The organism is Campylobacter sp. 2457A, from assembly GCF_020135895.1.
Taxonomy (GTDB): Bacteria; Campylobacterota; Campylobacteria; order Campylobacterales; family Campylobacteraceae; genus Campylobacter_D; species Campylobacter_D taeniopygiae.
In genome coordinates this window covers 1-477 of sequence record NZ_JACHTO010000099.1, presented here as the reverse complement: position 1 = coordinate 477, position 477 = coordinate 1, and the positions used below count along the sequence as shown (strand labels likewise).

General features: G+C 28.9%; 1 protein-coding gene. It reads left to right on the top strand.

All coding sequences use genetic code 11. The features are described 5' to 3' along the window. Positions 1 to 477, top strand: a 477-nt coding sequence (locus H2280_RS08515; protein WP_442862350.1) for a bacteriophage T4 gp5 trimerisation domain-containing protein, incomplete at both ends; no start/stop codon positions are given.

Here is a 477-nt window from a genome sequence, read left to right as displayed (position 1 = left end):
TCCAAGCTTAGTCAATCTTCCTTTTAATGATCATCAAACCTCCCTTTCTTCTAAAACTATAGGTGTAAATGAAGAAGGCTTAAATGAACTCACTCTCTCAAATATAAAAGATAAAGAACAAATTTATTTAAAAGCCCAAAAGGATTATGATGAATTAGTGCAGCACAATTTCACTCAAAGAATTTTAAATGATAAAGATTCTATGGTAGATGGAATTTATAATGAAAGGATTAAAAAAGTCCATACTCAAACCATAGACTTAGCTAAAAATGTCAATATAGGAGGAGAATATTTAACTAATGTAGCTCTTTCTAAAGATACCATAGTAGGATTAAGCAATACTTTAAATGTAGGGGTGGATAATAAAATAAGAATAGCAAAAAATTCAAGTGAGTTTGTAGGAGAAAACAAAGATATAGAAATAGGTTCTAATCAAAATACTATCATACATAAGGATGAGATAAAGAATGTGAAGGG